We start from the raw sequence: 26515 nt of genomic DNA on the forward strand, positions 1-26515 counted from the left end.
CGCGGTGGGGCTCCGTGCAGGCGGCCGCCGCCCCGCACGGGCTGACCGCGCTGCTCGGCAGCGCGCCGGGCGTGGGCGCCGTCGGCTACACGCTCGGCGGCGGGCTCGGGTGGTTCAGCCGTGCCCACGGCCTCGCGGCCCACCACGTCCGGTCGTTCGACGTGGTCGACGCCGTGGGCCAGCGCGCCACCGTCACGGCGGAGTCCGACCCGGACCTGTTCTGGGCGCTGCGCGGCGGGGGCGGCGATCTCGCCGTCGTCACCACGATGGAGATCGACCTCGTACCGGTGCGGTCCTTCTCCGGCGGACGGCTCGCATGGCCCGCCGAGCGCGCGCCCGAGGTGCTCGACGTGTTTCGCACGGTCACCGCGACCGCCCCGGACGCCCTCAGCCTCTGGCTCACCCGGGTGGAGGCCCCCGGCGCCCCGGCAGTCGTCGTCGTGCACGCGGCATACCTGGGCGACGCCGACGTCGCGCGCGACCTCCTGCGGCCGTTCGCCGCCGTGCCGGGCGCGCTCGGCCCGGGCCTCGACGCCGCGATCGGCCCGGTCGGCCTGGCGGACGTCGGAGCCATCACCGCGGACCCGACGGACCCGGCCGCCGGCCGGTCGCGGTCCGAGCTGCTGGCCCGGGTCGACGACGAGGCGGTGGACTACCTGTTCACGTCACCGGTCGCGCCGCTGCTCATGGTGCAGCTGCGGCACCTCGGCGGCGCGCTCGCCGCGGCGGGCGACGACGCCGGCGCGCTCGGCGCCATCACCGAGCCGTACCTGCTGTACGCGTTCGGACTCGCGTTCGAGCCCGGTCTCGCGACCGCCGTCGGCCACCGGCTCGCGGAGATGCCGGCCGAGCTGCGCGGCCTCGCCACCGGGCGCAAGCCCGCCACGTTCCTGTCCCCAGGGGAGAGCGTGTCCGCCGCGTACGACGAGGCGGCCCTCGCCCGGCTGCGGGACCTCAAGCGGTCGCGGGACCCCCAGGGGACCGTCCGCGGGAGCTACCCGCTGCTCGGCTGACGGGCGCTGCGACGGCCGCGCACAGGTCTACGGTCCCTGGAGGACCCCGGTGGGGACGACGAAGACCTCCGGCACGACGTCGGCCGGCATCTCGCCGAACGTGTGCGCAGCGAACTGCGCCGTCGCGCCTGGGGCGACGACCTCGTAGATCCCTGACGTGGCCACGTGGACGATGGTGCCGACCGGGTCGCGGAGCACGGCGATCACCTCGGGGTCCTGCTGCTCCTGCGTGAAGCGCGAGACGACGCTGCCGACGACGGCCGGTCGGCCCTCACCGTCGGTGGACACCTCCGCGTGCTGGACCTCGAAGAACCCCACCGAGCCCGGGTCGACGACCGTGGCCATCTCCGGGACGCTGACGGTGATGGTCTGCGCACCGAGTCCCGTGAGGTCGCGGAAGCTGCCGACGAGCGCGGCACGCCCTCCCGGCGCGACGGTGGAGTACGTGGTGCCCGTGTCCAGGACGGTGCCGTCCGCGGTGACGGCCTGGACGTCGAAGGCGTCGGAGAAGTAGGCGAGCTCGTCCGACGGGTTCTCGACGACGGCGACGTACGTCCACTGGCCCATCCCGTCGGGCCATGCCTGTCCCTCGACCACCTGCAGCTCCTCGTGAGGCTCGGGAGCCCGCGCGTCGGAGGCGGCGTCCGCACCTTCCTCCGTCGGAGAGGTCGGGCTCTCGGCACCCGCCCCCGGGGTCCCTGTGGTCACGCTCTCCACCGGGGCGTCCGGTGCCTCCGTGCTGCACGCGACCGCTCCGAGGGCCACGCCCGTCAGCGCCGCGACACCCATGATGAACCGCCCTGCCCGCCTCATGCGACGCCTGCCCTCTCCCGGCTGATGATGTGCCGGAGGCTACTGCACCCTGGGCAGACGACGAGACCCCCGGTCGGATCAACCGACCGGGGGTCTCGAGAAGAACCGTCCCGAAGGGACTTCTTCTCACGTGCGCGAGGGGGGAGTTGAACCCCCACGCCCTTTCGGGCACACGGACCTGAACCGTGCGCGTCTGCCTATTCCGCCACTCGCGCGTGCCGCAGAAGACTAGCACGCGCGGCGGTCGAGCCTGGAACCGCCGGCCACCGCCACGGGCACGTGCCCGACGTTCACACGCTCCGCCATGAAAGCGCCACATCCGTCCCGGATTCTCGCGACGTTTCGGGCCGGCGCCGCAGACGTGGTCGATACGATCTAGGTAGTGTGCCTGGACGTGGGTCGCCGACCTGCGCAGGCACTCGCGCCGCACGAGCGGTGCACCGAGCAGCACGCACCGGGGAGGAGGTGGCATGGGAGTCCTGGACCGCTTCGAGAAGAGCGTCGAGCGCGTCGTCAACAACGCGTTCGCCCGGGTCGGGCGCAGCGAGGTCAAGCCCGTGGAGCTCGCGAGCGCGCTGCGCCGTGAGGTCGACGACCGCGCCGCCGTCGTCGACCGCGAGCGTACGGTCGTCCCGAACGAGTTCACCATCGAGCTGTCGACCGACGACTTCGCCCAGGTCGAGGGGTGGGGCGCGGAGACGCTCGCCGACGAGCTGGCCTCCAACGTCACGCAGTACGCGGCGTCGCAGCACTACGCGTTCGTGGGCCCGGTGAGCGTGAGCTTCGAGCAGGTCGACTCCCTGGAGACCGGCCGCTTCCAGCTCCGGTCCGCGAGCGTGCGCGGCAACGTCGCGCCCGCGACCTCGGCGTCGCCCAGCACGCGCCACCCGCTCGTCGACATCGACGGTCAGCGCTACCTCCTCACCGGCCCGGTCACCGTCATCGGCCGCGGCTCGGAGGCCGACATCGTCGTGGACGACCCGGGCGTCTCACGCCGCCACCTGGAGATCCGCGTGACGGCCGAGGGCGTCATCGCGTCCGACCTCGGCTCGACGAACGGGCTGTTCGTCGAGGGCCACCAGGTTCCCGCGGCGACGCTCCTGGACGGGAACTCCCTGACGATCGGCCGCACCCGCATCATGTTCTGGACCGGCGCGTCCGACGACGAGGAGTGGTGATCCGGCCCCGATGACCGATCTCACGTTCACCCTGCTGCGGCTGGGCTACCTGGTGCTGCTCTGGGTGTTCGTGCTCTCCGCGATCGGGGTGCTGCGTCGGGACCTGTACGGGACGAAGATCACGCCGCGCCGCAACAAGCGGTCGGAGAACGGCAGCCGTCCCGCGGCGGCCTCCGGCTCCGCGCCCGCCGGTGCGGCCGCCCCCGAGCCGTCGCGTCCTGCGTCCTCGTCCGGCCCGAGCCGCCTCGCTGTGACCGCCGGCCCGCTGCGCGGCACGACGGTCCCGCTGTCGACGTCGTCGATCCTGCTCGGCCGCGCCCCCAGCTGCACCCTCGTGCTCGACGACGACTACTCCTCGTCGCGGCACGCGCGCATCTTCCCCCAGCACGGGAGCTGGTTCGTCGAGGACCTCGGGTCCACGAACGGCACGTACGTCGACGACCAGCGCATCTCCCAGGTGACCCCGCTCGGCCCGGGCACGCGCGTGCGGATCGGCCAGTCCGTCGTCGAGCTGCAGAGGTAGCCGGTCGTGAACATCGCCCTGCGCTACGCCGCGCGCTCCGACGTGGGGCTCGTGCGCTCCAACAACCAGGACTCGGGCTACGCGGGCCCGCACCTGCTCGTCGTCGCCGACGGCATGGGCGGCCACGCCGGGGGAGACGTCGCGTCGTCCATCGCCATCGCAGCGCTTGCGCCCCTCGACGGTGAGTCGCACGGCCCCGACGACGCGCTCGCCGAGCTCGAGCAGTCGATCGAGCACGCGCGGCAGGACCTCGTCGAGCGCAGCGTGTCCGACCCCGAGCTCGTCGGCATGGGCACGACGGTGACGGCGATCCTGCGCGCCGGCAACAAGCTCGCCATGGCCCACCTCGGCGACTCGCGCGCGTACCTGCTGCGCGACGGCGAGCTCAGCCAGGCGACGACGGACCACACGTTCGTCCAGCACCTCGTCGACACGGGGCGCATCTCGGCGGACGAGGCCGAGACGCACCCGCAGCGCAACGTCGTCATGCGGGTGCTCGGCGACTTCGACATCGACCTCACGCCCGACATGTCGGTGCGCGAGGCGAAGCCGGGCGACCGGTGGCTCCTGTGCTCCGACGGACTCTCGGGATTCGTGTCCCTGGAGACGCTCGAGCAGACGCTCCTCGACACGCCCGACGTCGACGAGTGCGCCGACCGGCTCCTGCAGCTCGCGCTGCGGGCCGGGAGCACGGACAACGTCACGGTCGTCGTGGCGGACGTCGTCGACGTCGACGCCCTGCCCGACGGCGGGGCGCCCACCACGCGCGCGCAGGTGGTCGGCTCGGCCGCCGTCGACCGCGACGCTCCCAGCGCGGCGTCGGACTCCCCGGCGGCGCGGGCGGCCGCGCTGGGCGCGGCGACGAAGCCCGGCGACGCCACGGAGGACGACGCCACGGCGCAGGAGGAGGGCGGTGACGGCGACGACGACGTGCGGCCCGGTCGCGCCCCGCGCCGCTGGGTGACGGTCGTCGCGGTCGCGCTCGTCGTCGTCGGCCTCGGCGTCGCGGCGTGGGCCGGCTACCGCTGGACGCAGACCCAGTACTACGTGGGCGTCGCGGACGGCCAGGTCGCCGTCTTCCGCGGCATCCCCGAGAGCGCGGGGCCCCTCACGCTGTCGACCGCCGTCGAGCTGACCGGCACGCGCGTCGACGACCTGCCCGGGTACGTCGTCGACCGGCTCGAGACGACGATCCCCGCCCAGTCGCTCGCCGACGCGCGGACGCGCGCCGACCGGCTCGTCGCCGAGGCGACCGCCGGCACCGAGGGGACGGACGAGACCGACGAGCCCACGGGGACCACCCCCGAGCCGACCACCACCACGACCACCGACGCGGGGGCCTGATGGCGACGGTGGAGACCACCCACGTGCGCCGCGGCCGCGGCGTGGAGCTCGGTCTGCTCGTCCTCGCGCTCGTGCTCGGCATCGGGGCGTACGCCCTCGTGGGCCTGCGGATGACGGGCGAGCTCCCGAGCCGCTTCTTCGTGTACTCGATCGGGATGGTCGTGCTCGCGGGCGCCGCGCACGTGCTGCTGCGCCTGCGCGCGCCGTACGCGGACCCGGTCATCCTGCCCGTCGCCGTCGCGCTCAACGGCATCGGCCTCGCGATGATCTTCCGGCTCGACCTCGGCTCCCAGCTCACGGGCGGCGAGCAGGACCTCGCGCCCCGCCAGCTCCAGTGGACGGCCCTCGGGATCCTCTGCGCGTTCCTCGTCATCTGGTTCCTGCGCGACCACCGCACGCTGCGGCGGTACACGTACACGGCGATGATCACCGGCATCGTGCTCGTCGCGCTGCCGCTCGTCCCGGGTCTCGGCACGCGGATCAACGGCGCGCAGATCTGGATCAACATCGCGGGGTTCTCGCTGCAGCCCGCGGAGTTCGCGAAGATCGCGTTTGCCGTGTTCTTCGCCGGCTACCTCGTGACCAACCGGGACACGCTCGCGCTCGCCGGGCCGAAGGTGCTCGGGCTGCAGCTGCCGCGCCTGCGCGACCTCGGCCCGATCATCATCGTCTGGCTCGTCTCGCTCGCGATCCTCGTGTTCGAGCGCGACCTCGGGACGTCGCTGCTGTTCTTCGGCCTGTTCGTCGCGATGCTCTACATCGCCACGGAGCGCGTGAGCTGGGTCGTCATCGGCCTCGTGCTCATCGCCGCCGGCGCGGTGCTCGCGGCGACGACGTTCGGCCACGTCCAGGCGCGCGTCGACGTGTGGCTCACCCCATTCGCGCCCGAAATCTTCGACCGCGACCCCGGTGGCTCGGGCCAGCTCGTGCGCGGCCTGTACGGCATGGCGAACGGCGGCCTCTTCGGCACCGGCCTGGGCGAGGGCTACCCGCGCCTCGTGCCGTACGCGTTCTCCGACTTCATCTACGCCTCCCTCGGCGAGGAGCTCGGGCTCACCGGGCTGCTCGGGATCCTGCTGTGCTACCTCGTGCTCGTCGAGCGCGGACTGCGCACCGCCATCGGCGTGCGCGACGGCTTCGGCAAGCTCCTCGCGGGCGGCCTCGCGTTCGTCATGGCGTGGCAGCTGTTCGTCGTCGTCGGCGGGATCACGCGCATCATCCCGCTCACCGGTCTGACCATGCCGTTCGTCGCGCAGGGCGGGTCCTCCCTCCTCGCGAACTGGCTCGTCGTCGGCCTGCTCCTGCGCATCAGCGACGACGCCCGCCGGCCCTCCTCGCTGCCCGTGCGCGGCCAGGTCGCCGCGGGCGGCGTCCGCACACGGACCGACAGCGACCCCGTCCCGGTGGTCGGCGGCACCGGGGCGGTCCCCGTGGGAGCCGCGCCCGACGACGCGCCCACCACGGTCGGCGCCGCCCGGCCGAGCACGGGGCCGGTGCGCGCGACGACGGGCGTCCAGCCCGCCGTCGACGCTCCGGGTGCTCCCGTCCCGGGTCCGGACGACCCGCACCCGGTCCCGGACGACCTGCGCACCGAGGTCGTGCAGCGCCCCCGTGACGGCGACGAGCCGCGAGGAGGTGCCCGGTGAACGTCCCCCTGCGCCGCGTCGCGAGCGTCGTGCTCGTCATGTTCCTCGCGCTCATGGTCTCGACGACGTACATCCAGGTCTTCCAGGCCGACCAGCTCAACAACGACCCGCGCAACGTGCGCACGATCTACCGCGAGTACGGCAACTTCCGCGGGCCGATCGTCGTCGCCGGCGAGGCCGTCGCGTCGTCGTCGCCCGTCGACGACCCGTTCGGGTTCCAGCGCGCCTACGCGAACGGGCCGCTGTACGCGCCCGTCACGGGCTACTTCTCCGTGGTCAACGGAACGTCCGAGGTCGAGCGGGCGGAGAACGAGTTCCTCAACGGCGAGGCGAGCTCCCTGTGGATGGAGCGTCTCAGCGCCCTCTTCACGGGTGAGCAGCCGCAAGGCGCGTCCGTCGAGCTCACCATCGACCCGGCGGCGCAGCAGGCGGCGTGGGACGCGCTCGGCGACCAGCGCGGCGCCGTCGTCGCGCTCGAGCCGAGCACCGGGCGCGTGCTCGCGCTCGTGTCCAAGCCCAGCTTCGACCCGAACGCCCTCGCCTCGCACGACACCGCCGCGGCGAGCGCGGCGTTCCAGGAGCTGACGAACGCCGACGGCAACCCGATGAGCAACCGGGCGATCCGCGGCAACACCTACCCGCCCGGGTCGACGTTCAAGCTCGTCACGGCGGCCGCGGCGATCGAGAGCGGGCAGTACACGGCGGAGTCCGTCATCCCGGCACCGGACGTGTACCAGCGGCCGCAGTCGACGACCCTGATGGAGAACTTCGGCGGCACCCGCTGCTCGCCGACGGGCGAGATGACGCTCGCGGACGCGCTGCGCATCTCGTGCAACACCGCGTTCGCCGACCTCGGCGTGACGCTCGGCGCCGACGCTCTGCGCGAGCAGGCGCAGGCATTCGGCTTCGACGAGGACTTCCAGATCCCCATGGACGTCACGGCCAGCCACTTCCCGACGGACGACCAGCTCAACGCGTCGAACATCGCTGACGTCTCGATCGGACAGGGCGAGCTGAAGGCCACGCCGCTCCAGATGGCGATGGTCTCCGCCGCGATCGCGAACGACGGCGTGCTCATGGAGCCGTACACCGTCAACACGATCCGCGGCCCGGACCTCGACGTGGTGCAGCAGCGGGAGCCGCAGCGTCTCGGCACGCCCGTGTCGCCGTCCACCGCGGAACAGCTCACGCAGATGATGGTCGGCGTGGTGCAGAACGGTTCCGGCACCGCGGCGCAGATGTCCGGCGTCCAGGTGGCGGGCAAGACGGGCACGGCGGAGAACGTGGTGGGCGCTGCGCCGCACGCGTGGTTCACGAGCTTCGCCCCGGCGGACAACCCGCAGGTCGCCGTCGCGGTCATCGTCGAGAACGGCGGGTCGAAGGGCAGCGAGGCGACCGGCGGCGCGGTCGCCGCGCCGATCGCCAAGGCGGTCATGGAGGCGGTGGTGAACCGATGAAGCCCGTGCGCGGGCTGCGCCTCGGCAACCGGTACCACCTCGTGCGGCGCATCGCCGTCGGCGGGATGGGCGAGGTGTGGGTGGCGTCGGACGACGCGCTGGGCCGCGAGGTCGCGGTCAAGGTGCTGCGCACGGAGTACGCGGGCAACGAGGACTTCCTCAACCGCCTGCGCACCGAGGCCCGCAACAGCGCGGCGCTGTCGCACCCGAACATCGCGCAGATGTACGACTACGGCGAGCAGGACAGGTCCGGCTACCTCGTCATGGAGCTCGTCGTCGGCGAGCCGATGGCGGACCTGCTCGAGCGCGAGCCCGTGCTCCCGCCGCTGCGGCTCCTGCCGATCCTGTCCCAGACGGCGCGCGCGCTGCACGCGGCGCACGTCGCCGGTGTCGTGCACCGCGACGTCAAGCCGGGCAACATCCTCATCGACCGCGCCGGCGTCGTGAAGATCACCGACTTCGGCGTCTCGCTCGCGGCCAACCAGGTGCCGATGACGGCGACCGGGATGGTCATGGGCACGGCCCAGTACCTGTCGCCCGAGCAGGCCGTCGGCCAGGCCGCGACCGGCGCGTCCGACGTGTACGCGCTCGGGATCGTCGCGTACGAGTCCGTGGCCGGGAACCGTCCGTTCACCGGGTCGACGCCGGTGGACATCGCCGTCGCGCACGTCAACGAGCCCGTGCCCCCGCTGCCGTCGTCCGTCGACCCCGAGCTCGCCGAGCTCATCATGGCGATGCTCGCCAAGGAGCCTGCCGCTCGTCCCCGGACGGCCGCGGCGCTCGCCCAGGCGCTCGACGAGATCGCCGCGCGCCTCGCGGCCGACCCCTGGTCGGCGCGCGTCACCACCCCGGCCCGTCGCGCGCGGCGCGCGCGCCCGGAGTCGACACCCGTCGCGGGCGACGCACCGACGCCCGCGCCCGAGGCGCCGCGCGAGCAGTACGCCGACGTCGCGCCCGTCATCACGCCGATCGTCATCCCGACGACGGTGCGCGGCTCCGAGGGCGAGGGGACGGTCGAGCCGTCGGCGCGCCCCGCCGGGGGCCCCGCCCTGCCGTGGGAGCGCCCGTCCGCGCCCGCCGACACCGAGCGTCTCGACCCTGTGCCGTCGGGCGACACGACCCTCCCGCGCGCCTACCCGCCCCGGCGCGAGATGCACGGCACGTCCCGCGGACGTCGGCCGGCCTCCGGGCAGCGTCCGGGCGAGCGCGTCGGTGCGGCCACGCGCTCCGGCGGACATCTCGACCGGGAGACGGCCGGAGAGAGCGAGCGGACGCCGTCGGCCCCGCCGTCCACGCGGGCCGAGATGCGCCGCCAGGCGCAGGAGGCGCCCAGCCGTCCCGCGGGCGCCCGCCGCACGTCGACGACGACCGGGCAGCGGCTGGGCGGCATCCCGCGCGGCATGACCTGGCCGCTCGTCGCTCTGCTCGGGCTCCTCCTCGTGGTGCTCGTCGCGACGATCGTCACCGGCGGTGGCGGCTCCGACGACTCCGCCGGGACGCTCGCCCCGCTGCTCGCCGAGCGAGCCGTGGCGCAGCCCGCGGACGCGGGGTGACTCAGGGTGACATCGTGACGACATCGTTGCCTGGTCCGCCCGCCGGGACCCCCACGGGTGGGATGATTGCGCCAGATGTGCCGCGCGCGGACGCGCCCGCGGCTCCGACGACACCGAAGGACGAATGAGTGGTGGACAACGCTCCCCGAGTGCTTGCCGGACGCTATGAGGTCGGCGAGCTCATCGGCCGCGGCGGCATGGCCGAGGTGCACATCGGGCACGACGCCCGCCTCGGGCGCACCGTCGCGATCAAGATCCTGCGCTCGGACCTCGCCCGCGACCCGTCGTTCCTCGCCCGCTTCCGTCGTGAGGCGCAGGCCGCCGCCGCGCTGAACCACCCCGCGATCGTCGCCGTGTACGACACGGGCGAGGACGTGCACACGGACACCCAGGGCGCCTCGGTGCACGTGCCGTTCATCGTCATGGAGTACGTCGAGGGCCACACCGTCCGCGACATCCTGCGCGACGGTCAGGCCGTGCCCATCGACGAGGCCGTCGAGATCACCGCCGGCGTGCTCGCGGCGCTCGAGTACTCCCACCACGCGGGCATCGTCCACCGCGACATCAAGCCCGCGAACGTCATGATCACGCCCACGGGCGCGGTCAAGGTCATGGACTTCGGCATCGCGCGCGCCGTCGCGGACTCCGCGGCGACCATGACGCAGACACAGGCCGTCATCGGGACGGCGCAGTACCTGTCGCCCGAGCAGGCGCGCGGCGAGACCGTCGACGCCCGCAGCGACCTCTACTCCACCGGCTGCCTGCTGTACGAGCTGCTCACCGGTCGTCCGCCGTTCATCGGCGACTCCCCGGTCGCCGTGGCGTACCAGCACGTGCGCGAGGCCCCGGTGACGCCGAGCGCCGTCGCGCCGGACGTCCCCGAGGTGCTCGACCGCATCACGCTCAAGGCCCTCGCGAAGGACCGCGACGCGCGTTACTCGAGCGCGGCGGAGTTCCGCGCCGACCTCGAGAACGCGGTGCGCGGCGGGTCGGTCATCGCGCCGGCGCTCGGCGTCGCCGCCGCTGCGGCGGGTCTCGGGGCGGGTGCCGCGGCCGCCGACATGCGGCCGACGATGGTCGAGTCCGCGACCCAAGTCATGAGCCCCGCCGGCGGACCCCCGTCGCCCTGGGCGACGACGGCGGCACCCGCCGTCCCGCCGAACGGCGGCACCGCGCCCGCGGAACCCGAGGAGGAGCCGAAGAACCGCAAGGGCCTCATGTGGGCGCTCATCGCGGTCGGCGTCATCGCGGTCGCGGCGATCGTCACCATGCTGCTGCTCAACCGGACGCCCCCGGAGCCGGACACCGTCGAGGTGCCGACCGTGCAGCAGGGCATGACCGAGGAGGAGGCGCGCGCTCTCTTCGAGGGCGTGGACCTCGAGTTCAGCCCGGTGCTCGAGCCGAGCGACTCGATCCCCGAGGGCCAGTTCGTCCGCCAGAGCCCGGAGGGCGGCGAGGAGGTCGAGCCCGGCGAGACCGTGGACGTGTGGTTCTCCACCGGCCCGAACAGCGTCCAGGTGCCCGACGTCGTCGGCCTCACGCAGGACGAGGCCCGTCAGGCGCTGGAGGAGGCCGGCCTCCAGGTCGGCAACGTCACGCCCGAGGACTCAGCAACGGTCGAGCAGGACGCCGTGACCCGGACCGAGCCCGCGGCGAACGAGAGCGTGGGTGCGGGTTCTGCCGTCACGCTCTTCATCTCCAGCGGTCGTGTGACGCTCCCCGACCTCACGACGATGAACCGGGAGCAGGCCGAGCAGGCCGTCCGCGAGCTCGGTCTCAACCCGGTGATCGAGGAGGTCGAGTCGGACGAGGCCGAGGGCACCGTGCTCGGTCAGAGCCCTGCACCGGGAAGCGTCCGGCAGGGCTCCGACGTGACGATCGAAGTCGCGATCCCGCGGGCGGTCGAGACCACGACCGTCCCGACGAACCTCGCGGGCATGACGGAGGAGCAGGCGCGCGAGGCGCTCGGCGGCGCGGGCCTCAACGCGGGCCCGCGGCAGACCCAGGCGTCCGACCAGTGGCCGGCGGGCACCGTCATCGGGTCCGACCCGCGCGGCGGCTCCGAGGTGCCCGAGGGCACGGAGGTGTCGCTCATCGTCTCGACGGGGCCGGGGCCGGGGCCGAACGGCGGCAACGGCGGCGGCAACGGTGGCGGCAACGGCGGTGGCAACGGTGGCGGCGGCGGCGAGGGCAACGAGAACAACAACAACGGCGGCTGACGTCCGTTGACGGCGACGCACGACGGCCCCTCACCTCGCGAGGTGAGGGGCCGTCGTCGTTCCCGGAGAAGCGCGCGGGTCGATCAGACCGTGGTCAGGAACGGCAGAGCCGGAACCGAGATCCGGGAGCGCTCACTGCCGGACGAGCGGCGCCATGCCGGCGGAACGCTCGACGGCGCCCTCGAGACCGCAGGCCTCGAGCCAGTTGGCCAGGAGCCGGTGCCCGCCCTCGGTGAGCACGGACTCGGGGTGGAACTGGACACCGTGCAGCGGCAGCTCCCGGTGCTGCAGCCCCATGACGACGCCGCCCGCGGTCTCGGCGGTGACGACGAGCTCGGCGGGCACGGTGTCGCGCACGACCGCGAGCGAGTGGTAGCGCGTCGCGGTGAACGGTTCCGCGAGGCCCGCCATGACGCCCGCACCGTCGTGCTCCACGAGGCTCGTCTTGCCGTGCATGAGCTCGGGCGCGTGCGTGACCGTCGCGCCGAACACCTCGGCCAGCGCCTGGTGGCCGAGGCAGACGCCGAGCATCGGGGTGCTCGACGCGGCGCACGTCCGGATCACCTGCTCGCTCTGGCCGGCCTCCTGGGGCGTACCGGGGCCGGGGGAGACGAGGACGCCGTCGAACGGCGTGCCGTCGGCGTCGCGGTAGACGCCGTCCGGGTCCGGCTCGGGCACGGCGTCGTTGCGCACGACGACGGTCTCGGCACCGAGCTGGTCGAGGTACCCGACGATCGTGTAGACGAACGAGTCGTAGTTGTCGACGACGAGGATGCGGGTCACGCGAGGACCTCCGGGGACTGGGCGGGACCGACCGTCGCGGGGACCGCGGGCAGGGCGCCGTCGGTGCCCGTCTGGACGTTCGGGTCGTTGAACGGCATGTGCTCCGCGACGACGGGGAAGAGCCACTCGAAGCACGCGAGCACGACGGCGGCCGCGAGCACGAGCAGCGTCAGCGCCCGCACCCACGCGGGTCCGGGCAGCGCCCGCCACAACGCTCCGTACATCACGCGCCTCCCTGGTCCGGTTCAGTGCCCTGCGCGGCCGGTGCACCGCCGTCCGCGGGGGGTGCCGCCTGGCCCACGAGGTCGGGCGGCGTCCCCGCGTCGACGGGGAGCCAGTAGTCGAGCACCGCGTTGACGATGTACCGCTCCTGCAGCGAGTTCAGGCCGATCGGGTGGCACGTCGTGAGCGTGAGGTAGCGCTCGGTCGGCTCGACCCCGGGCTGCCACGGCACGGGGGCGACGGCCTCGACCTGGCTCGGCTCGACCACGCGCGCCTCGGTGACGCGGTAGACGTACCACGTGCCGCCCGCCTCCACGACGAGCGGGTCGCCCGTCTGGAGCTCCTCGGCCCGGTGGAAGACGGCACCGTAGGTCATGCGGTGGCCCGCGACGGAGAAGTTGCCCACGTCGCCGGGCATGACCGTCTCGGGGTAGTGGCCCGCCATCGCGCGGTCGAGGACGGCGCGCTTGTCGGTGCCCTCGGCGAGCGGGATCACGGCGTCGTCCCAGCGCGGGACGTGGAGCGTGCCGAAGACCTCCTGGGCCGCGGCCGGCGTCGGCACGGGCGGTGCGTCGCGGCGCACCTCGACGGCGACGTCGGCCTCGTCGGGCACGGGCGCGTCCATCTCCGCGAGGATCTGCGCCTGGTCGCGGTCGGCGATGACGTCGGTCCACCACAGCTGCCACACCACGTAGAGGCCGAGCAGGACGCCGAGGGTGATGAGGAGCTCCCCGAGCACGCCGACAGCGGCGGCGACGGGTCCCCCGCGCCGGCCGGCGCGCGCGGACCGGTGCCGCACCAGTCGGGGAGGGGCGCTCGTCACGAGGCCACCCCGGCGGGCCGGGCGTACTCGAGCTCGAGCGCGCCCTCGTAGCGCGGCATGTCGATCCGGCCGTGGTCCTCGACGGCCCACCCGAGGTTCACCGCGTCGACGTACTGCTTGTAGAGGTCGATCTTCTCCGAGCGGTCGAGCGCGGCGCGCAGCCGCTCCGGGTCCCCGACGGCCTCCACGACGTACGGCGGGGAGTAGACGCGGCCGTGGAGCAGGAGGATGTTGCCGGCGCACCGGAACGCCGACGTCGCCGTGACCCGCTGGCCCTGCAGCGTCATCGCCTCCGCGCCCCCGGCCCACAGCGCGTTCACGACGGCCTGGATGTCCTGCTGGTGCACGACGAGGTCGTCGGGGCGGATCGACGCCGGGTACGTCGCGTCGCGCGGGGCGTCGTCGAGCATCACCGACACGCCCGGGCCGCTCACGGCCACGGTGCCGGCGGCGACGGCGGACCGCCGGGCGAGGTCCTCGTCGACGCCGGGTACGGAGGGGGCGGACGCGGAGAGCTGCGCGATCTCGTCGTCGAGCGCGTCCACCTGGCTCGCGAGACCCGCGTTGCGCCGCGACTCCTGGTCGACGAGCTGGGCGAGGTCCTCGGGGTAGCGGCTCTCCTCGCCCTGGGCGAGACGCGCGTTCGCCGTGAAGAGCAGGCCGGCGAGGACGAGCACGAGGGCGACGGACAGGGACGCGCGGAGGCGTCGCGCGCGCGAGGTCGCCGGGGTCGCCTCGGGACTCACGCGCCCTCCTTCCTGGGCCCGAGCGCTCGGGCCGTCGCCGGCGGGTGACACCGCCTATTGTGCGCGACCACTACGCTAGACGACGAACGCCGTCCACGGACGGGACGAGTGCCGCGACCGGGGACGCCTCCGGCGCCACGCGGACCGGTCGCCGACGACGTCCACCCGAGCCACGCACGGTCCCTGCACGACGACGGCAGCCGCCCGCACCCGCGGGTACCGCGTCGTCGGGCGGCGGACCCCACAGGACAGGAGCCACCCTCGTGCCCGAGTCGAAGTCCCGCAAGAAGCCGGCGAAGCCGGTCCGCGAGCCGCGCCAGCCGAAGGCCGAGGGCGGCAACCCGCGCTGGCTCGTCCCCGCCATGCTGGGACTCATGCTCCTGGGGCTCGCCTGGATCGTGCTCTTCTACCTCAGCGGCTCGGCGCAGCTCCCGATCCCCGCGCTCGGTGCGTGGAACCTCGCCGTCGGTTTCGCGTTCGTCATCGCCGGCTTCGCGCTGACGACCCGCTGGCGATAGCAGGCACACGGGTGAAGCGCTGCATAGGGCGAATGGCACCCGTGTAGTTCGATCCACACCTGTGGACAACCCTGGGGACGGTGTGGCGTAGGCCTCAGCCGAGGCCGACGGCCGGCACGAACGCCTGGTACGCGACCCGGTACGTGACCCACGCCGCGACGGCGAGAGCGAGAGCGACGGCCACGGTGGCGCCGACCGACACGAGGGTCCGCTGCGCACGCGGCGCGTACGCGTACGCGAGCCCGAGGAGCGCACCGACGACCAGGCCGCCGAGGTGGGCCTGCCACGCGATGCCGGGGAAGAAGAACCCGAGCGCGACGTTGATGCCGATGAGGACGACGATCTGCATCGCGTTGCGCCCGGTGCGGCGCAGCACGACGAGGACGGCGCCGAACAGCCCGAAGACGGCGCCCGAGGCGCCCACGACGGGCTGGTACCACGCGTCCGCGAGCGGACCGCCCGCGAGGACGAGGTAGCCGACGGACCCGCCGACGGCCGAGAGCGCGTAGAGGGCGGCGAACCGCCACCGCCCGAGCATCTGCTCGAGGAACGGCCCCGTGATCCACAGGGCGTACATGTTGAACAGGATGTGGACGGGGCTCGTGGCGTGCAGGAACGCCGACGTGAGGAAGCGGTAGGGCTCGGGCTCGCCGATCACGGGCGCGAACCACCACAGCCGCGTCCAGTCGCCTTCGGTCACGAGCTGGAGCACCCAGCTCACGACGCACAGCCCGATGATCGTGAACGTCACGACCGGCGGGCCGCCGCGGACCTTCGCGCCGAGCTCGGTGCGCGCCGTCGGCGCCTGGCGCGCGGCCTGCCGGACGCAGTCCACGCACTGCACCCCGACGGCCGCCGGCCGCTGGCACTCGGGGCACACGGGTCGCCCGCACCGCTGGCACCGCACGTACGAGACGCGGTCGGGGTGCCGCGGGCACACCGGCGGGACGACGGGGCCGTCGTGCGGACCCGCCGTCCCGTACGGGGGGTGCCCAGGAGGTCCTGGGGGGACCGGAGGCTGGGAGATGGTCAGTCCTCGATCGTCACGGAGGAGATGACCACGTCCTCCTGCGGCCGGTCGCCCGGGCGCGTGGGGGTCGCCTCGATCGCGTCGACGACCTTCTTCGACTCCTCGTCCGCGACGCGGCCGAAGATCGTGTGCTTGCCGTTGAGCCACGGCGTCGCGACGGTCGAGACGAAGAACTGCGAGCCGTTGGTGCCCTCGGTCGCGCCCGTCACCGGGTTGCGGCGCAGGCCGGCGTTCGCCATCGCGAGCAGGTAGGGCTGGTCGAACTGCAGCTCGGGGTGGATCTCGTCGTCGAACGTGTAGCCGGGGCCACCCGTGCCGGTGCCGAGCGGGCAGCCGCCCTGGATCATGAAGTCCTTGATGACCCGGTGGAAGATCAGGCCGTCGTAGAACGGGTCGGTGCGCTCCTCGCCCGTGCGGGGGTCGGACCACGCCTTGGTGCCCTGCGTGAGGCCGACGAAGTTCGCCACCGTCTTCGGGGCGTGGTTCGGCAGGAGCTCGATCCGGATGTCACCAGCGGTCGTGTGGAGGGTTGCGAACATGCGCACCATCCTCCCACGATCCCCGCTCAGGGCCCGTCCGAGAAGGACCCGCCGGACGCCTCGCGGTGCGCGCGGGGTGGTGGCAGAGTGGGCGGAACGTCACCTTCCACCACCGTCCGCGTCGGACGACGAACCGAGGAGCGCGCATGACTCGTTCTCGCTCAGGGACCAGCACGGTCAAGGACACGATCGGCACGCTGGACACCGAGAAGATGAAGGACCAGGCGGCGGGCGCCGTCGCGACGGCGCAGACCGCGGCGATGCATCTCGCCGGTCAGGCCAAGGACGCCGCGGTGCACGCCAGGGAGTGGGGGACGCCGAAGGCCGAGGCGTTCCTCGAGTGGCTGCAGCCGCGCGTCGAGAAGGCGTGGCAGGACAGCATCCAGGCCGCGGCGCCGCGCGTCGAGCTGGCCGCCGGCAAGGCCGGCCCCGTCATCGACAACGCCCACGACAAGCTCGTCGACGAGGTGCTGCCGAAGATCGTCACGAGCTTCAACGACGCCGCGCAGCGCGCGGCCGAGCACGCCGCGGCCGCGACGGCGACCGCGGCGACCGCGGCAGCCGCGACCACGGCGGCCGCCGCGGACAGCGGCACGGGCCGCAAGGGCGCCAAGCAGGCGAAGAAGGCCGCCAAGGAGGCCGCGAAGCAGGCGAAGAAGGCGTCGGGACGCGCGGGGAGGAAGGCGGCCAAGGCCGCCGACAAGGCCGCGCTCAAGGTCGCCGCCGCCGCCGACAAGGCAGCGAGGAAGGCCTCGAAGAAGGCCGCGGAGGCCGATTCCTCCGGCGGCAAGGGCCGCGCGATCTGGTGGGTCGTCGGCGGCGTGACGGCCGCGGGCGTCGGCTACGTGCTCTACCGGCGCGCGCAGCCCCAGACGGACCCGTGGGCCGAGCCGTGGGAGCAGGAGCAGCAGCAGGTCCGCTTCGACGACGTCGTCGGCGACGCGCGCCACGCCGTCGGCGACGCGGCCGAGCAGCTCGGCGAGGCGGCGGGCTCCGCCGTCGCGCGCGGGCGCGAGGCGACCGACAAGCTCGCCGAGCGTGCCGCGGGCGTCCGCGAGGACGTCTCGGGCCGCGTGAACGACGCCGTCTCCGACGCACGCGGCGCCGCGAAGAAGGCGACCGGCCGCTCGCGGGGTGGCGCGGCGAAGAACGCCACGGGCCAGTGGTCGGCCGAGCCGGGCGACGAGACGGAGGCCTCGGCCGGGACGGACGCCGACGAGGCCGCGGCGCACGTCGAGCACGCCGCGCGCAAGGCGGAGGAGAACAAGCCGGAGCAGGGCGGCGACAAGCCCGCCGGCGCCTGACCGCACCGGTACCCGCGCACGACGAAGGGTCCCGCACCGGGAGGTGCGGGACCCTTCGTGGTCGTGCGAGACGTGGAGCCAGGGGGACTCGAACCCCCAACCCCCTGCTTGCAAAGCAGGTGCGCTACCAATTGCGCCATGGCCCCTGGGATTCCGGCGGGGAGCCGGAGGTGCGAGCCGCGGGGCTCACTCGAACGTGTCGGTGACCTCGGCCCACAGGTCGCGCTCGGCCGCGTCCTCGGAGTACTTGCGCCACACGAAGAAGCCGGCGGCGGCGGCGAGGAGCAGGATCACGAGCTTCTTCATCACGTTCCCCCTCGGTGGGTTCGACAGTGGGCCTAAGAGGACTTGAACCTCTGACCTCTTCCTTATCAGGGAAGCGCTCTAACCGTCTGAGCTATAGGCCCGTTCGCACCCTGGTGCGACGTACCCGGACCGGGTCACGAGGACCGGAAGGGATTCCGCCGCACGCAGGCAGCGCTTGAGGTTACCCCACCCGGGCCCGCTGGCCCAAACCGGGACGGGTCCCGGTGCGGGTGCGCGGACCGCCGGGCGGGCGACCCTCGTGTCAGTCGTCGGTCAGCGTCAGGTGCACGCCGCCCACGAGCGCGGCGACGATGTTGTAGAGGAACGCGAGGATCGTCGACAGCGCGGTGATGATCACCACGTTGATGACGCCCAGCAGCGTCGCGAGCGAGACCACGCGGCCGAACTCGACGAACTGCATGATGTCGACGTTGCTCTCCTCGCCCGCGATCTGCGTGACGAAGTCCTGGATCTTCTGGAACACCATCATGCCGTCGAGCACGTACCAGACGACGGCCGTCGCGACGACCGTCATGATGCCGATCGCCACGGCGAGCAGGAAGCCCAGCTTCATCGCCGACCACGGGTCGATGCGTGACACCGACAGGCGCACGCGCCGCGGGCCGTCCCCGCGGACCGCCGGCGTCGCGCCCGTGGCGGTCGACGCCGCCGTCCCCGCGCCGGTGAGCGAGCTCGCCGTGCCGGTCACACCGGCCGCCGAGTAGTGCATCGTGGACGTGTCCGGTCCCGCCCCGGTGTCCGCGGTCGTGGCCATGCGGCTCTCCCCCTGGTCGACGTCGTGCTCCGCACGCCCCTGCTGCTCTGCCGGCGCGGAGGCGGAGACCTTCTTCGCGGCGGACCGCGCGGCCGCGAGGGCAGCGGCGGCGGCCTTGACCGCCCCGGCCCGGGCGACCGAGACGCGGCTCTCGCCCGACGCGGTCTCCATGCCCTCGTCCGTGGAGCGGTCACCCGCGGAGGCGTCGCCCGGCGGGGGCGGCGGCGGGGGAGGAGGCGCGCTCGTGCCGACGGCACCGTGCCCGTTGCTCGAGGCGGCAGCGTGACCGTTCGTCGACGCGGAGCCCTCTCCGGCGGCAGGACGGGTCGCGGTCCGCGTGGTCGTGTCGGGGCGCGGCACCGCGACCTCCGGCGTCACGCTCGGCGGGGCGTTCTTCTCGCTGCTCATCTGGTTTCCTCGGTGGTTCCGGGGGCCGTCTCGGTCCCACCGGCCTCCTCGGCCGTGGCGCTCTGGTCGGAGTCCGGGGCAGTGCTCGGCGTGCTCTCGTCGCCCACGGTATCCCGATCCTCCCCGAGACGACGTTCGACGTTCCGGGCGACCGCGATGATGCGGTCCCCCTTGTCCGGCTTCGCGAACGTCACTCCCTGGGTGTTGCGACCCGTGAGGTTGACCTCGCCGACGGCGGACCGCACGATCTTGCCCCGCTCCATGATGACGAGGACCTCGTCGTCGGCCTCCGTCACCAGAGCCCCCACGAGATCTCCACGCGCCTCCACCAGGTTTGCGACCTTGATGCCCAGGCCACCGCGTCCCTGGACGCGGTACTCGTCGACGCGCGTGCGCTTCGCGAACCCGCCCTCGGTCACGACGAACAGGTCGGAGCCCGGCACGACGACGTCCGCCGAGAGCAGCTCGTCGTCCTCGCGGAACTTCATGCCCGTCACGCCCGACGTCGCGCGACCCATCGGCCGCAGCGCCTCGTCGTCCGCCTGGAACCGGATCGACTGCCCCTTCCGGGAGACGAGGATGAGGTCGTCGGTCGCGTCGACGAGCCGCGCGGACACGAGCTCGTCGGGCGTGCCGTTCTCGTCCTCGCGCAGGTTGATCGCGATGAGACCGCCCGAGCGCGCCGAGTCGTACTCGGTCAGGCGCGTCTTCTTCACCAGGCCGCGGCGCGTCGCGAGCACGAGGTACTCCGCGGCGTCGTAGTCGCGCAGGTCGAGGACCTGCGCGATCTTCTCGCCCGGCTGGAACGCGAGCAGGTTGGCGACGTGCTGGCCCTTCGCGTCGCGGCCGCCCTCGGGCAGCTCGTACGCCTTCGCCCGGTACACGCGGCCGAGGTTCGTGAAGAACAGCAGCCAGTGGTGCGTGGTCGTGACGAAGAAGTGGTCGACGATGTCGTCCTCGCGCAGCTGCGCGCCGCGCACGCCCTTGCCGCCGCGCTTCTGGGCGCGGTAGCTGTCGCTGCGGGTGCGCTTCGCGTACCCGCCGCGCGTGATGGTGACGACCATCTCCTCCTCGGCGATGAGGTCCTCGACGGACACCTCGCCGTCGAACGGCAGGACCGTCGTCCGTCGCTCGTCGCCGTAGCGGTCCACGATCTCGCGGAGCTCGTCGCCCACGATCCGGCGCTGCCGCTCCGGCTTGGCGAGGATGTCGCGGAAGTCGACGATCCGGCGCTCGAGCTCGTCGTGCTCGTCGATGATCCGCTGCCGCTCCAGGGCGGCCAGACGGCGCAGCTGCAGGTTGAGGATCGCCGTCGCCTGGATCTCGTCGACGCCCAGGAGCTCCATGAGCCCCGAGCGCGCGACGTCCACGTCCGGGGAGCGGCGGATCAGCGCGATGACCTCGTCCAGCGCGTCGAGCGCCTTGAGGTACCCGCGCAGGATGTGGATGCTGCGCTCGGCCTCGTTCAGCAGGTAGCGCGTGCGGCGCTGGATCACGTCGACCTGGTGCGTCGTCCAGTGCCGGACGAACGCGTCGAGACTCAGCGTGCGCGGCACCCCGTCCACCAGCGCGAGCATGTTCGCGCCGAACGAGTCCTGCAGCTGCGTGTGCTTGTACAGGTTGTTCAGCACGACCTTCGCGACCGCGTCGCGCTTGAGCACGACGACGAGGCGCTGGCCTGTGCGGCCGGACGTCTCGTCACGGATGTCCGCGATCCCCTGGATCCGCCCCTCCTTGACGAGGTCCGCGATCTTCGCCGCGAGGTTGTCCGGGTTCACCTGGTACGGCAGCTCGGTGACCACCAGGCAGATGCGGCCCTGGATCTCCTCGACGTTGACCACCGCGCGCATCGTGATCGAGCCACGGCCCGTGCGGTACGCCTCCTCGATGCCCTTGTGCCCGAGGATCGTCGCGCCCGTCGGGAAGTCCGGTCCCTTGATGCGCTGCAGGAGCGCAGCGAGAAGCTCCTCGCGGCTCGCCTCCGGGTGGTCGAGGTGCCACTGCACGCCGTCCGCGACCTCGCGCAGGTTGTGCGGCGGGATGTTCGTCGCCATGCCGACGGCGATGCCCGCCGAGCCGTTGACCAGCAGGTTCGGGAACCGGGCCGGCAGGACCGCCGGCTCCTGCGTGCGGCCGTCGTAGTTGTCCTGGAAGTCGACCGTGTCCTTGTCGATGTCCCGGACCATCTCCATGGCCAGCGGGGCCATGCGGCACTCGGTGTACCGCGGCGCCGCCGCCGGGTCGTTGCCCGGCGAGCCGAAGTTGCCCTGGCCCGCGACGAGCGGGTAGCGCATCGACCAGTCCTGCACGAGGCGCACGAGCGCGTCGTAGATCGCGCTGTCGCCGTGCGGGTGGAACTTGCCCATGACGTCGCCGACGACGCGCGAGCACTTCGAGAACGAGCGGTCCGGCCGGTAGCCGCCGTCGTACATCGCGTACAGCACGCGGCGGTGCACCGGCTTGAGGCCGTCGCGCACGTCGGGCAGCGCGCGCCCGACGATGACGCTCATCGCGTAGTCGAGGTACGACCGCTGCATCTCGAGCTGCAGGTCGACCTGCTCGATGCGCCCGTGGTGCACCGCGACCGCGGTCCCGTCCGCGTGCACGACCTCGTCGGGCGCGCCGTCACCCGGCACGTTCGTCTCCGTCTCGGGGTTCTGCTCGTCGGTCACGGTCTACCTCGTTCGTTCGTCTCTTCGTGAGTCGTGGTTCCGTCAGGTGCGGCGGTCCGGTCCGCGGGCGGTGCGCCGTCGGTGCTCGGGCTGGCCGCGCCGTCACCTCGCGCTGCCGGCAGTCCGCGGCCGCGCCCGGCTTCTACGCCCTTCGCATCCGACGCCGCACCGCCCGCTCGCCCGTCGTCCCGCCACGGACCGGCCGTGCCAGGTCGTGGCCGGAGGGGCGGCCGTGCCGGGTCGTGGCGGGTCTGGCGGGAGCGGCCGAGGGACGAGGCCGCGGATGGTAGACCCGGCGCGGCCGCCCCGGAGAGCCGCGCCCCGGCACACCCGGCGACGGCTGCGCGCGGGTCAGATGTCAAGGAACCGCACGTCCTTGGCGTTGCGCTGGATGAAGCTGCGGCGCTGCTCGACGTCCTCGCCCATGAGGACGGAGAAGATCTCGTCCGCGGCGGCGGCGTCGTCGAGCGTGACCTGGTTGAGCGTGCGGTGCTCGGGGTCCATGGTCGTGTCCCAGAGCTCGGAGTAGTCCATCTCGCCGAGACCCTTGTAGCGCTGGATGCCGTTGTCCTTCGGGATGCGCTTGCCGGCGGCCTGGCCGGCGGCGAGGAACGCGTCGCGCTCCCGGTCGGAGTAGACGTAGTCGTGCGGCGCGTTGGACCACTTGAGCCGGTACAGCGGCGGCTGCGCGAGGTACACGTGGCCGTTCTCGATGAGCGGGCGCATGTAGCGGAACAGCAGCGTGAGCAGGAGCGTCGCGATGTGCTGGCCGTCGACGTCGGCGTCCGCCATGAGGACGATCTTGTGGTACCGCAGCTTGGGGAGGTCGAAGTCCTCGCCGATGCCCGTGCCGAACGCGGTGATGATCGACTGGACCTCCTGGTTGGACAGCGCCCGGTCGAGGCGCGCGCGCTCGACGTTGAGGATCTTGCCGCGGATGGGCAGGATCGCCTGGGTGTTCGGGTTGCGGCCGCGGACCGCGGACCCGCCCGCCGAGTCGCCCTCGACGATGAAGATCTCGCACTCCTCGGGGCGGTTCGACTGGCAGTCCCGGAGCTTGCCGGGCATGCCGCCGGACTCGAGGAGGCCCTTGCGGCGCGTCGCCTCGCGGGCCTTGCGCGCGGCGATGCGGGCCTGGGACGCCTGGATCGCCTTGCGGATGACGTCGCGGCCCTCGTTCGGGTGGGAGTCGAACCAGTCGACGAGTCGCTCGTTGACGACGCGCTGGACGAACGTCTTGGCCTCGGTGTTGCCGAGCTTGGTCTTCGTCTGGCCCTCGAACTGCGGCTCGCCGAGCTTCACGGAGACGACGGCGGTGAGCCCCTCGCGGATGTCGTCGCCCGTGAGGTTGTCGTCCTTCTCCTTGAGGATGCCCTTGTCGCGCGCGTAGCGGTTGACGAGGGACGTCATGGCCGCGCGGAAGCCCTCCTCGTGCGTGCCGCCCTCGGTCGTGGAGATCGTGTTGGCGTACGTGTGGACGGACTCGGAGTAGGCGCTGGTCCACTGCATCGCGATCTCGACGGAGATCTTGCGCTCGGTGTCCTCGGCCTCGAAGTCGATGACGTCGGGGTGGACGAGCTCGACCTTCTTCGCCGAGTTGAGGTGCTTGACGTAGTCGACGAGGCCGCCGTCGTACTTGTACGTCACGGTGCGTGCCGTCGGTGCGTCCGCGGACGCGCCGGCCGTCGTGCCGTCGGTGACCTCGGCGACGTCGCCCTCTGCAGGGTCCCGCGCGTCGTCCGCACCGGTCACCTCGTCGCCGGTGTCGAGGTGCGACGGGCGCTCGTCCGTCAGCGTGATACGCAGGCCCTTGTTGAGGAAGGCCATCTGCTGGAAGCGCGCGCGCAGGGTCTCGAAGTCGAACTCGGTCGTCTCGAAGATGCCCGGGTCGGCCCAGAACGTCTGCGACGTCCCGGTCTCCGTCGTCGCCTCGCCCCGCTCGAGCCCGGTGACGGGCTTGCCGCCGTCGGCGAACTCCTGGCGCCACGCGTAGCCGTCGCGACGCACCTCGGTGACCACGCGCGTGGAGAGCGCGTTGACGACCGAGATGCCGACGCCGTGCAGACCGCCCGAGACGGCGTAGCCGCCGCCGCCGAACTTGCCGCCCGCGTGGAGGATCGTCATGACGACCTCGACGGTCGGCTTGCCCTCGGTCGGGTGGATCGCCACAGGGATGCCGCGCCCGTTGTCGACGACGCGTACACCTCCGTCGGCGAGAAGTGTCACGTCGATGGTGTCGGCGTGCCCGGCGAGGGCCTCGTCCACCGAGTTGTCCACAACCTCGTACACAAGGTGGTGGAGGCCGCGCTCGCCGGTGGAGCCGATGTACATGCCCGGACGCTTGCGGACTGCCTCGAGGCCCTCGAGGACGGTGATGTTGCTGGCGTCGTAGCCACCACCCGCAGGGGGTGTGCCGTCGGCTGCTGCCGCGCTCAGGGGCTGGGCGGTGTCGGTGTGGTCTGCCACGGGCAGGACTGCTCCTCGTCGTCGTGCACACGACGGCTGCCGCTGCAGGTACGGGCCCGGATCCGGCCGGGTTCCGGCCCGGATCCGGCCGTTCCTCCCGCGCAGGACGGTCGTCGACGGCTCATAGGTTCCGGGCCTGCACCGCCAGCACCGCAGGTTCCTCGACGCGCCGTGGAGCGTGGCCGGCGGGTGGCCGGACGCGCGGGGCGCGAGGGCTGCGGGAAGGGCGGTGGCACGACCCGGAATGACCGTCCCAGTCTACCCGCAGCGAGCCGAAAACCGCGGATCTGCGCGTTCCTGAGGACGACCGGTCACGTGCTCGCCGGCATCGTCGCGCGACTTCTCCACACCGTTGTCCACAGGCCCGTCCACGGCGGCCGTACGGTACATACGTCCGGTTCCGTCGCTCTGTGCATACCTTGACCAGGTATCGGCTTTTCGGGCGGATGATGGTTGGATGGCCCGGACCATCCACATTCGTGCCGGCTGTCAGGGGGCAGCGGCCGGCCCATGCCTCGAAGGGACACCTCCCCCGTGAAGAGACTTCTCGCGGGCGCCACCACCACGGCGCTCGCACTGGGCGCCGCGCTGGTCGTGAGCGCCGCACCGGCCTCCGCGCACACCCCCGTGGTGGACGCCGACTGCTCGTCGGTCGACGTCGCGCTCTGGGCGTACGCGGACCAGGGCAAGGACAACGAGGTCACCATCAGCGTCGACGGCGACGTCGTGGAGCAGGCGAGCTTCGGACGGGACTTCCGGACGTCCGTGGACCTCGACCCGACGACCGACCACGAGTGGGAGGTCGAGGTCGACGCGGCGGACAGCTCGCGCTACGACTGGAGCGAGCGGGGCACCACGACGGCGTGCCCGACCGACGAGGACCTCGGTCAGGTCGGCGTGTACGTGTACCCGAAGGTCGACCCCACCAAGGACGCGGCCTGGGAGAACTCCGGCCCGCAGAAGTTCGTCACCGGTCACGAGGCCGCCGTGCCCGCAGACCCGTGGGCGATGACCTGGACCGTCCGGCCGCTCGAGCTGGACGCGGTGCGCGAGGTCGTGGGCGAGGACGTCCCGGTCGAGGAGCTCTGCACCGCGTGGGGCGTGCAGCAGGACCTCATCAACCTCCCCGCCGGCGAGTACGAGCTCCCGGCCGAGATCGAGTACTCGGCCGACGGCCACCACAAGGGCGACTTCCCCGCCGGGAGCCTCGTCGCGTGGGAGCACGCGGACCTCGTGGACCTGCTGCCCGAGGGCGCCTGCGCCCCGTCCCGCGGCCCGCAGGGCGCGCCACCCGCGCCCGTCGAGCCCGTCGAGCCCGTCGAGGCGACGCCCGTGGCGCCGGCCGCCGCCGCCGTCTGCGGTGCCACGCTCGAGGACGTCGTGCTGCCCGGGAGCACCGACCTCATCCGCTACACCACGACGGCCGAGGGCGTCGTCGCCGAGGCGGCGAAGGGCGTGACCCTCACCGACCTTCCCGCCGGCTACGTCCTCGCGGAGGACGGCCGCCGTGCCGTGCTCCCCGCGGAGGCGGTCCTGCCCGCCGCCGAGGACTGCGCGCTCGTCCCGGGCGCCGTCGAGGCCGTGTGCGAGGCCGACGTCCCGTACCTGGGCTACGAGGTCACGCTGCCCGAGGGCGTCGAGGCCGAGGGCGAGAACCCGCTGACGATCACGTTCCTCCACCCGCGCGGCGGCGAGGACTACGTCGTGGGCGAGCAGCCGCTGTCCGGCCGCGTCCTGTGGCCCGGTGCCTCGGCGACCGAGCCGAAGCAGTGGCCGGGGTACGTCCGCAACGAGGACGGCTCCTACACGCAGACCGAGGGCAACTACGCGTGGACGCGCGAGGGCGTGCAGGTGCGGTTCGAGGTCAACCCGTCGTACTCGACGGTCGTCGAGTACCCGCCGGCGTCGAGCGAGTGCGCGAACCCGCCGGTCGCGCCGATCGCCGCGGAGGACGTCACGCTCGTGAGCGACGAGGACGAGGGCTCGCAGCTCGCCTCGACGGGTGCGACCGTCGCCGGCGCCGCGGCATTCGCCGTGCTGCTGGTGGGCGGCGGCGTGCTCGTCTTCTGGCTGCGCCGTCGCGTCCAGGCGTGAGGCCGTCGCCGGACCGTCACCCCTGACGGCTCGGCCCGAGGGCCCGTCGCGAGAGATCGCGGCGGGCCCTCGACGTATCCACA

The 26515-nt window shown here is 72.9% G+C and carries 22 protein-coding genes and 3 tRNA genes; 11 read left to right on the forward strand and 14 right to left on the reverse strand.

The window, feature by feature from the left end; all coding sequences use genetic code 11:
• A partial coding sequence (locus tag JZ5iCDA_RS01510) for an FAD-binding oxidoreductase (RefSeq protein ID WP_069385508.1) occupies positions 1 to 1013 on the forward strand: 1013 nt, incomplete at its 5' end.
• Between the two features lie 27 nt (positions 1014 to 1040).
• Here JZ5iCDA_RS01510 and JZ5iCDA_RS01515 read toward each other — a convergent pair.
• Together JZ5iCDA_RS01515 and JZ5iCDA_RS01520 are read right to left on the reverse strand one after the other, a co-directional pair.
• Positions 1041 to 1610 (reverse strand): hypothetical protein, encoded by a 570-nt coding sequence (locus tag JZ5iCDA_RS01515; RefSeq protein ID WP_139122905.1) that lies wholly within the window; start codon positions 1608 to 1610, stop codon positions 1041 to 1043.
• A 347-nt stretch (positions 1611 to 1957) separates the two neighbouring features.
• A tRNA-Leu gene (locus tag JZ5iCDA_RS01520) sits at positions 1958 to 2041 on the reverse strand.
• Positions 2042 to 2296: 255 nt separating this feature from the next.
• Between JZ5iCDA_RS01520 and JZ5iCDA_RS01525 the strand changes: the two genes are divergently transcribed.
• From JZ5iCDA_RS01525 to pknB, 7 genes are all read left to right on the forward strand, one after another.
• Positions 2297 to 3004 carry an FhaA domain-containing protein gene (locus JZ5iCDA_RS01525; RefSeq protein ID WP_069385510.1) on the forward strand — a complete coding sequence of 236 codons (708 nt, stop codon included), beginning with the start codon at positions 2297 to 2299 and terminating at the stop codon, positions 3002 to 3004.
• A gap of 10 nt (positions 3005 to 3014) precedes the next feature.
• Positions 3015 to 3527: an FHA domain-containing protein FhaB/FipA gene (locus JZ5iCDA_RS01530; protein WP_069385511.1), complete on the forward strand. Its 513-nt coding sequence runs from the start codon at positions 3015 to 3017 to the stop codon at positions 3525 to 3527.
• Positions 3528 to 3533: 6 nt separating this feature from the next.
• Positions 3534 to 4871: a PP2C family protein-serine/threonine phosphatase gene (locus tag JZ5iCDA_RS01535; protein WP_069385512.1), complete on the forward strand. Its 1338-nt coding sequence runs from the start codon at positions 3534 to 3536 to the stop codon at positions 4869 to 4871.
• Positions 4871 to 6517, forward strand: coding sequence for an FtsW/RodA/SpoVE family cell cycle protein (locus JZ5iCDA_RS01540; RefSeq protein WP_069385513.1), 1647 nt, complete (start codon positions 4871 to 4873; stop codon positions 6515 to 6517). The genes JZ5iCDA_RS01535 and JZ5iCDA_RS01540 overlap by 1 nt, the downstream gene beginning before the upstream one ends.
• A complete protein-coding gene (locus JZ5iCDA_RS01545; RefSeq protein WP_069385514.1) occupies positions 6514 to 7974 on the forward strand; it encodes a peptidoglycan D,D-transpeptidase FtsI family protein in 1461 nt (486 codons plus the stop codon). Before JZ5iCDA_RS01540 ends, JZ5iCDA_RS01545 begins: the two co-directional genes overlap by 4 nt.
• Positions 7971 to 9527, forward strand: a complete 1557-nt coding sequence (locus JZ5iCDA_RS17815; protein WP_083259536.1) for a serine/threonine-protein kinase — start codon at positions 7971 to 7973, stop codon at positions 9525 to 9527. Before JZ5iCDA_RS01545 ends, JZ5iCDA_RS17815 begins: the two co-directional genes overlap by 4 nt.
• Before the next feature lie 128 nt (positions 9528 to 9655).
• A complete protein-coding gene (pknB, locus tag JZ5iCDA_RS01555; protein WP_069385515.1) occupies positions 9656 to 11746 on the forward strand; it encodes a Stk1 family PASTA domain-containing Ser/Thr kinase in 2091 nt (696 codons plus the stop codon).
• Between the two features lie 132 nt (positions 11747 to 11878).
• Here the strand turns inward: pknB and JZ5iCDA_RS01560 are convergent, their stop codons facing one another.
• The 4 genes from JZ5iCDA_RS01560 to JZ5iCDA_RS01575 are packed head-to-tail and all read right to left on the reverse strand — an operon-like array spanning position 11879 to position 14320.
• Positions 11879 to 12529 carry an aminodeoxychorismate/anthranilate synthase component II gene (locus JZ5iCDA_RS01560; RefSeq protein ID WP_069385516.1) on the reverse strand — a complete coding sequence of 217 codons (651 nt, stop codon included), beginning with the start codon at positions 12527 to 12529 and terminating at the stop codon, positions 11879 to 11881.
• Entirely contained in the window at positions 12526 to 12753 is a 228-nt protein-coding gene (locus tag JZ5iCDA_RS01565; protein ID WP_069385517.1) for a hypothetical protein, read from the reverse strand. Before JZ5iCDA_RS01565 ends, JZ5iCDA_RS01560 begins: the two co-directional genes overlap by 4 nt.
• A complete protein-coding gene (locus JZ5iCDA_RS01570) occupies positions 12753 to 13574 on the reverse strand; it encodes a class E sortase (RefSeq protein WP_139122906.1) in 822 nt (273 codons plus the stop codon). Before JZ5iCDA_RS01570 ends, JZ5iCDA_RS01565 begins: the two co-directional genes overlap by 1 nt.
• A complete protein-coding gene (locus tag JZ5iCDA_RS01575) occupies positions 13571 to 14320 on the reverse strand; it encodes a DUF881 domain-containing protein (RefSeq protein WP_069385519.1) in 750 nt (249 codons plus the stop codon). Before JZ5iCDA_RS01575 ends, JZ5iCDA_RS01570 begins: the two co-directional genes overlap by 4 nt.
• Positions 14321 to 14583: 263 nt before the next feature.
• On the opposite strand from JZ5iCDA_RS01575, the gene JZ5iCDA_RS01580 reads away from it, so the two are divergent.
• On the forward strand, positions 14584 to 14838 hold the full coding sequence (locus JZ5iCDA_RS01580; RefSeq protein ID WP_069385520.1) for a cell division protein CrgA: 255 nt from the start codon (positions 14584 to 14586) through the stop codon (positions 14836 to 14838).
• 94 nt (positions 14839 to 14932) lie between these two features.
• Here the strand turns inward: JZ5iCDA_RS01580 and JZ5iCDA_RS01585 are convergent, their stop codons facing one another.
• Positions 14933 to 15673, reverse strand: coding sequence for a rhomboid family intramembrane serine protease (locus JZ5iCDA_RS01585; RefSeq protein ID WP_366246649.1), 741 nt, complete (start codon positions 15671 to 15673; stop codon positions 14933 to 14935).
• A gap of 194 nt (positions 15674 to 15867) precedes the next feature.
• The gene (locus JZ5iCDA_RS01590; protein ID WP_069385539.1) at positions 15868 to 16407 is read right to left on the reverse strand and encodes a peptidylprolyl isomerase; all 540 of its coding nucleotides are present in this window, start codon (positions 16405 to 16407) and stop codon (positions 15868 to 15870) included.
• A 146-nt stretch (positions 16408 to 16553) separates the two neighbouring features.
• On the opposite strand from JZ5iCDA_RS01590, the gene JZ5iCDA_RS01595 reads away from it, so the two are divergent.
• Positions 16554 to 17711 (forward strand): hypothetical protein, encoded by a 1158-nt coding sequence (locus JZ5iCDA_RS01595; RefSeq protein ID WP_069385522.1) that lies wholly within the window; start codon positions 16554 to 16556, stop codon positions 17709 to 17711.
• 73 nt (positions 17712 to 17784) lie between these two features.
• Here the strand turns inward: JZ5iCDA_RS01595 and JZ5iCDA_RS01600 are convergent.
• From JZ5iCDA_RS01600 to gyrB, 6 genes are all read right to left on the reverse strand, one after another.
• A tRNA-Ala gene (locus JZ5iCDA_RS01600) sits at positions 17785 to 17857 on the reverse strand.
• A gap of 40 nt (positions 17858 to 17897) precedes the next feature.
• Complete coding sequence (locus tag JZ5iCDA_RS19330) at positions 17898 to 18017, reverse strand: DLW-39 family protein (RefSeq protein ID WP_216093382.1); 120 nt, start codon at positions 18015 to 18017, stop codon at positions 17898 to 17900.
• Between the two features lie 27 nt (positions 18018 to 18044).
• A tRNA-Ile gene (locus JZ5iCDA_RS01605) sits at positions 18045 to 18118 on the reverse strand.
• Between the two features lie 161 nt (positions 18119 to 18279).
• A complete protein-coding gene (locus JZ5iCDA_RS19335; RefSeq protein ID WP_216093383.1) occupies positions 18280 to 19200 on the reverse strand; it encodes a DUF3566 domain-containing protein in 921 nt (306 codons plus the stop codon).
• Positions 19197 to 21836 carry a DNA gyrase subunit A gene (gene gyrA / locus JZ5iCDA_RS01615; RefSeq protein WP_139122909.1) on the reverse strand — a complete coding sequence of 880 codons (2640 nt, stop codon included), beginning with the start codon at positions 21834 to 21836 and terminating at the stop codon, positions 19197 to 19199. The genes JZ5iCDA_RS19335 and gyrA overlap by 4 nt, the downstream gene beginning before the upstream one ends.
• Positions 21837 to 22223: 387 nt before the next feature.
• Complete coding sequence (gene gyrB / locus JZ5iCDA_RS01620) at positions 22224 to 24308, reverse strand: DNA topoisomerase (ATP-hydrolyzing) subunit B (RefSeq protein WP_069385542.1); 2085 nt, start codon at positions 24306 to 24308, stop codon at positions 22224 to 22226.
• A 564-nt stretch (positions 24309 to 24872) separates the two neighbouring features.
• Here gyrB and JZ5iCDA_RS01625 point away from each other — a divergent pair.
• Positions 24873 to 26432 carry a hypothetical protein gene (locus tag JZ5iCDA_RS01625; protein ID WP_069385523.1) on the forward strand — a complete coding sequence of 520 codons (1560 nt, stop codon included), beginning with the start codon at positions 24873 to 24875 and terminating at the stop codon, positions 26430 to 26432.
• The last annotated feature ends 83 nt before the right edge of the window (positions 26433 to 26515 follow it).

The organism is Cellulosimicrobium cellulans (assembly GCF_001722485.1).
Lineage (GTDB): Bacteria > Actinomycetota > Actinomycetes > Actinomycetales > Cellulomonadaceae > Cellulosimicrobium > Cellulosimicrobium cellulans_A.